The organism is Bradyrhizobium sp. PRIMUS42 (assembly GCF_023006515.1).
GTDB lineage: Bacteria > Pseudomonadota > Alphaproteobacteria > Rhizobiales > Xanthobacteraceae > Bradyrhizobium.
Genome location: NZ_JALBGZ010000458.1, coordinates 1 through 5227, shown reverse-complemented (window position 1 = coordinate 5227; position 5227 = coordinate 1). Strand labels below are relative to the sequence as shown.

The 5227-nt window shown below is 64.0% G+C and carries 3 protein-coding genes and 1 pseudogene; 1 reads left to right on the top strand and 3 read right to left on the bottom strand.

Going from position 1 to position 5227, the window contains the following annotated elements; all coding sequences use genetic code 11:
- Positions 1–1502, bottom strand: a 1502-nt coding sequence (locus MOV75_RS26515; RefSeq protein ID WP_247006873.1) for a glycogen debranching N-terminal domain-containing protein, incomplete at its 3' end; no start/stop codon positions are given.
- Positions 1503–1560: 58 nt separating this feature from the next.
- The gene (locus MOV75_RS26510) at positions 1561–3324 is read right to left on the bottom strand and encodes an ABC transporter ATP-binding protein (RefSeq protein WP_246928906.1); all 1764 of its coding nucleotides are present in this window, start codon (positions 3322–3324) and stop codon (positions 1561–1563) included.
- Positions 3325–3595: 271 nt separating this feature from the next.
- Between MOV75_RS26510 and MOV75_RS26505 the strand changes: the two genes are divergently transcribed.
- Positions 3596–4666, top strand: coding sequence for a glycosyltransferase family 4 protein (locus MOV75_RS26505; protein ID WP_246928904.1), 1071 nt, complete (start codon positions 3596–3598; stop codon positions 4664–4666).
- A gap of 153 nt (positions 4667–4819) precedes the next feature.
- On the opposite strand, the pseudogene MOV75_RS26500 reads toward MOV75_RS26505, so the two are convergent.
- A pseudogene (locus MOV75_RS26500) lies at positions 4820–5116 on the bottom strand (alkyl sulfatase C-terminal domain-containing protein); the annotation flags it as partial.
- Between the last annotated feature and the right edge of the window lie 111 nt (positions 5117–5227).

Below are 5227 nucleotides of genomic sequence, written 5' to 3'. Positions count from 1 at the left end.
AGCGCCCTGGCCTCGGCCTCGAGCTTGCGCGCACGGTCCGGATTGCCGAGCCGCAAGGCGCAACGCGCGGCGAGCTGCTTGGCGGCGTAGACGTAGCCCTGGACTTCGGCGAGTGCGATATTGCCTTCCGCGAGCTGGCCGTCGGCGTGGAAGATCGCGTCATACGAATCCTTCCAGCCCTGGTTGGCCAGGCCCTTTTCGGTCGCGCGCTGGTATTCGACGAAGCCGTCCTGGTCGGGATCGCCGGGGCCGTCGATCCAGGCCAGACCCGCCTCGATTGCCGGCCAAAGCTCGATCAACGTGGCCTCGTCCCCGGTGCGTTCGAAATAGCTTCCGGCGAGCAGGATGAACAGCGCGGTCGAATCCACGCTGCCGTAATATTGTGAGAACGGCACCTCGCCCAACGCCGCCATCTCGCCGCCGCGCATTTCGTGCAGGATCTTGCCGGGCGCGGCATCGGCGTGCGGATCGATCGCCTTGGCCTGGAAATGCGCAAGCCGGCGCAAGACGCCCTTGGCGACGCGCGGATCGACCCACAGCATCTGGAGCGCAGTGATCAGGCCGTCGCGGCCGAACGTCGTCGAGTACCAGGGAATGCCGGCATAGGGATAACGTCCCTGCGGCGTCTCCGTCATCAGCATGTTGAGGTCGGCCATCGCCTGGCACAGCACCTCGTTGAAGATGTTGTTGGAGGTCTCGATGCTGGCGGCGCCTATCGTGGACTGGCGCATCTCGCGGCGATGGGCGAGCAAGCCCCTGAAGAAGCGCGCAGGCTTCTCTGCGATCGGCCGGTTGCAGGACACGGCGACAAACAGCGATGCCGATTCATGCGGATCCAGTTCGAGCTGCCAGGTCGCGGCATTGACCGACAGCCGCGTCGGACGCGGGTCGAAATGCAGCGCCGTGGTGCGCTCGGTGTCATCGAGACCGCGATATTCGAACAGCACGTCGGTCGGCCCGAGCAATTTGCTCGTGCCGGTCCCGCGGCGCGGCCGGCGCTCGCCGCGGACCTCGAACAGATCGGCAAAATCGTTATCGAACAGCAGCGTCAACTCGAAGCTGGCGCGCGCGTCGCCATGGTTCTGTACGCCGATGCGCTGATAGGCGGTGCCGCGCCACAGGAAGATCGTGCGCACGATGTGCAGCAGGTCCTTCTGAAACACCAGGCGGCCCTGACGGTAGATATCCGGATTGGTCAGATCGACGGTCAGCGCCGAATTGTCGTCGCGCAAATTGGAACCGAGCAGCAGCGGCTGGAGATCGTCGAGCACGAGCTCCAGCCGCGCCAGATAGCGCGTGTCGTAGTGAAACAGTCCGTCCGGCCCGCCGGCGGAGGCGCCGATGTCGCCATGGCTGTCGAGCACGATGAACATGTCGTCGTGCTTGAGGGACCGCCGCGGTCGTGCCGCGGGCCCAGTCATCGGGATGTAGAACGTCTGCTCCGCGACGGCGTCCACCGTCTGCGATACGGAGATGATCTGGGTTACGGCTTCGGCTGCCATGAGCTGCTCCCCTGCGCCTTGTTTCGAAACGCAACCAACGCGAACGCGACTGTTGGATTTACGCCGCGAACTTCGCGAGCCGGCTCATCTCCTGCGTCACCAATTCCCGATAGGGGCCGTGGCCTTGCATCAGGCGGTCCGGCGCGCCGTCCTCGATGATCTTACCATTCTTCAGCACCACCACACGGTCGAAATTGCGCAGCGTCGCGAGGCGATGCGCGATCGCGATCACGGTGCGGCCGCGCATCAGGCGCGACAGCGCCTCGCGGATGGCCTCCTCCGATTCGCTGTCGAGCGCCGCGGTGGCCTCGTCCAGCAGCAGGATCGGCGCGTCCTTCAGGAAGGCGCGCGCGATCGCGATGCGCTGGCGCTGGCCGCCCGACATCTTGACGCCGCGGTCACCGACCATGGTGTCGAGACCATCCGGCATGCTCTCGACGAAATCGCAGCGCGCGGCGATCGCGGCGCGCAGTACCTCGTCGTCGGTCGCGTTCGGGCGGCCGTAGCGAATGTTCTCGCGGATCGACCGGTGGAACAAGGAGATGTCCTGCGGCACGACGGAGATCGCCTCGCGCAGGCTCAGCTGCGTGACCTTCGAGATGTCCTGTCCATCAATGGTGATGCTGCCCTCGTCGGTATCGTAAAAGCGCTGCAGCAGCGTGAACAGCGTCGATTTGCCGCCGCCGGACTGGCCGACCAGGCCGACGCGCTGACCGGGTTGCAAGCGCAGGCTGAAGCGCTCGAAGATCTTCTCGCCGCCGGGATAGCCGAAGGTGACATTGTTGTACGCGATCGCCGCGCCGCTCTTCACCAGCGGCTCCGCCTCGGGGTGATCGCGCAATTCGTGCGGCACCAGCAGCGTCGCGATCGCTTCGGTCAGACGTGCGACGTGCTGGGTGACGTCGACCAGCGCCACCGCGAGATCGCGCGTGGCGCTCAGGATGGAGATGCCAAGCGTACAGACCAGCACGACGTCGCCGGTGGTCGCTTCGCCCTTCTGCCAGAGCGTGACGGCCCAGGCCATCAGCGCGATCGTCAAAAGCACGGTCACAGCGGCATGCAACAATCGCAGCTTTTCCAGATAACGCAGGCTGCGGCTTCGTGCGGTCAGCTCCCGGTTCACGGTCGCATCGAACCGCTCGTGCTCGTGGCCGATGCCGCAGAAGGCCCGCACCAGCGGCATGTTACTGATGACGTCGATCATCTCGCCGTCGACCACGGCGGCCTTGTCGGCGAAGTCGTCATGCAGCGGCTTGCCCGCGGCGGCGAGATGGAACATCGCAACCACCATGCCGCCGGCAATCACGATCAGGCCAAGCGCCATGTAAGGGCTGACGGTTCCAATCAGGGCGATTGCCGCAATTGTGGCAATGCAGGGCGGCAACACATTCCAGACGAACATGTTCTCGACCGTGAACACCGCGTTCGACGTCGCCGTGATGCGGCTCGTCAGCATGCCTGGCATCCGGTCGGAGAAGTAGCTCGGCGCGTGCCCGGTCAGATGACGAAATATGTCACGGCGTAAATCACCCGTGACACGAACGAAGGTGAAGCTCGCCGTCCAGCTCGCGATCCGCCACAGGAAGTTGTCGGCGGTGATCAGCGACATGAGTAAAATGAATGCCAGCCATACGTTCCCGCCATGCGATGGTCCCGCGGAGAGGCTGTCGACCAGCGACTTGACGCCGTACTGCGTGCCTACGGAGCAGGCAACGGCTGCCACGACGGCGGTCAGGATCACCAGATGCGACGCGAGACGACGCCGGAGATAGCGCAAGACAAAGGCGAATGGCCTGCGCGCGTATCCAGAAAGCTGATCCATATGGCTATCGCCCCGTTATGCTGATTTTCGTTTTGTTACTGATCGACTTGAACATCGACCTCCTCGCTCGGTTCCCGAGCCGGGCGATCACGACATGCGGATGCGGACGATCTGAGAAGATGTAGTGGCAGCATCGAGACGGCCCGCGGACGTGTCGAATATGTAACGTTCGCAGGAAGGAACTTCGCAACTGCGGGAACGTTCCCTTGTCTGGCATGCCGGTGCCGTACTGGCGGGGGTTCAACTTCATGATCGCAGAGGAGATGGTGAGATGCGCATCGCGCAGGTAGCTCCGTTGACGGAGGCTGTTCCACCCAAGCTGTATGGCGGCACCGAGCGGGTGGTGCATTGGTTGACGGAAGAGTTGGTGGCCCTTGGGCACGATGTGACTTTGTTCGCCAGCGGCGATTCGCAGACGTCAGGCAAGCTGGACGCGCTGTGGCCCCGGGCGCTCCGTCTCGACGGTTCCGTGCGCGACCCTAATGCGCTGCATATGGTTCTGCTGGAGCGGGTGCGGCAGAAATGTGACGACGAGGAGTTCGACTTCCTCCACTTCCATCTCGACTACTATCCCTGGTCGCTGTTCCACCGGCAGCCGACGCCGTTCCTGACCACGCTGCACGGCCGGCTCGACCTGCCGGAGCATCAGCCGGTCTTCAACACCTTCTCGAAGATGCCGGTGATCTCGATCTCCAATGCGCAGCGGCGGCCGGTGCCGCAGGCGAATTGGGTGACGACGATTCATCACGGTCTTCCGGAGAACCTGCTGACGCCGAGGCCGGCGAAACAGGAATATCTCGCCGTGCTCGGCCGCATCGCGCCCGAGAAGGGGGTCGACCGCGCCATCAAGATCGCGACCCATTGCGGCATTCCGCTGAAGATCGCAGCCAAAGTCGATCGTGCCGATCAGGATTACTACGACGAGCTGATCCGGCCCATGATCGAGAACAATCCGCTGGTGGAGTTTATCGGCGAGATCAGCGATCACGAGAAGTCGGATTTCCTGAGCGGCGCGCTCGGACTTCTGCTGCCGATCGATTGGCCGGAGCCGTTTGGCCTCGTGATGATCGAAGCCATGGCGTGCGGGACGCCGGTCGTCGCCTTCAACCGCGGCTCGGTGCCGGAGATCATCGACGAGGGCCTCACCGGCTTCATCGTCGAGGACGTCATCAGTGCCGCGGGGGTGGTGAACCGCCTTCCCCAACTCGATCGCGCCGCGATCCGCAAGCAGTTCGAGGCGCGTTTCACGGCGCGGCGCATGGCGCTGGACTATCTCGCGGCCTACCGCAGCCTCGCCGAGAAACAGGCGCCGCGGATCAAGCTGGTGAGCAGCGCGGAGTAAGGGCATCTCTCGTGTCCCGGACGCGCTGCAACGCTCCTGGCGTTGCGGCGCAGAGCCGGGACCCACGCGGCCGGCTGTACTCTCGGAAACATGGGCCCCGGCTCAGCAGCGCATTGCTGAAGAAGCGCTGCGCTGCGTCCGGGGCACGACCCCCTACTTCACCACCGCCCGTTTCGGCTCCACGATCTCGAACATTCTCGGAAATTCGTCCATCAGGCCCATCAGCTCGGCGAGCTTCATCGGGTTGCCTGACAACTTGACCTTGCCCGCGGCGACGGCTTCCGGAAAGCTCGTCAGCTTGGCGATCACCTCGTCGAGCGTGGAGCGCGCCAGCGTGAAGCCGGCATCGGCGCCTTCCGCCTGCACGTCCTCTGTGTAAGTGAGCGCGCAGTTCTCCAGGTTGAGCACGAAGGTCTCGCCTGTGTCCGAGAAGCTCCAGTTCAAGACGATGCTGGCTCTCGACCACCGGCTTCCTCGACAAGGTCGCCGAGAACCTGACCAAGGAGCTGGCGGCGTAAGCTGCCAGCCACGTCATTGCGAGCGTAAGCGAAGCAATCCAGA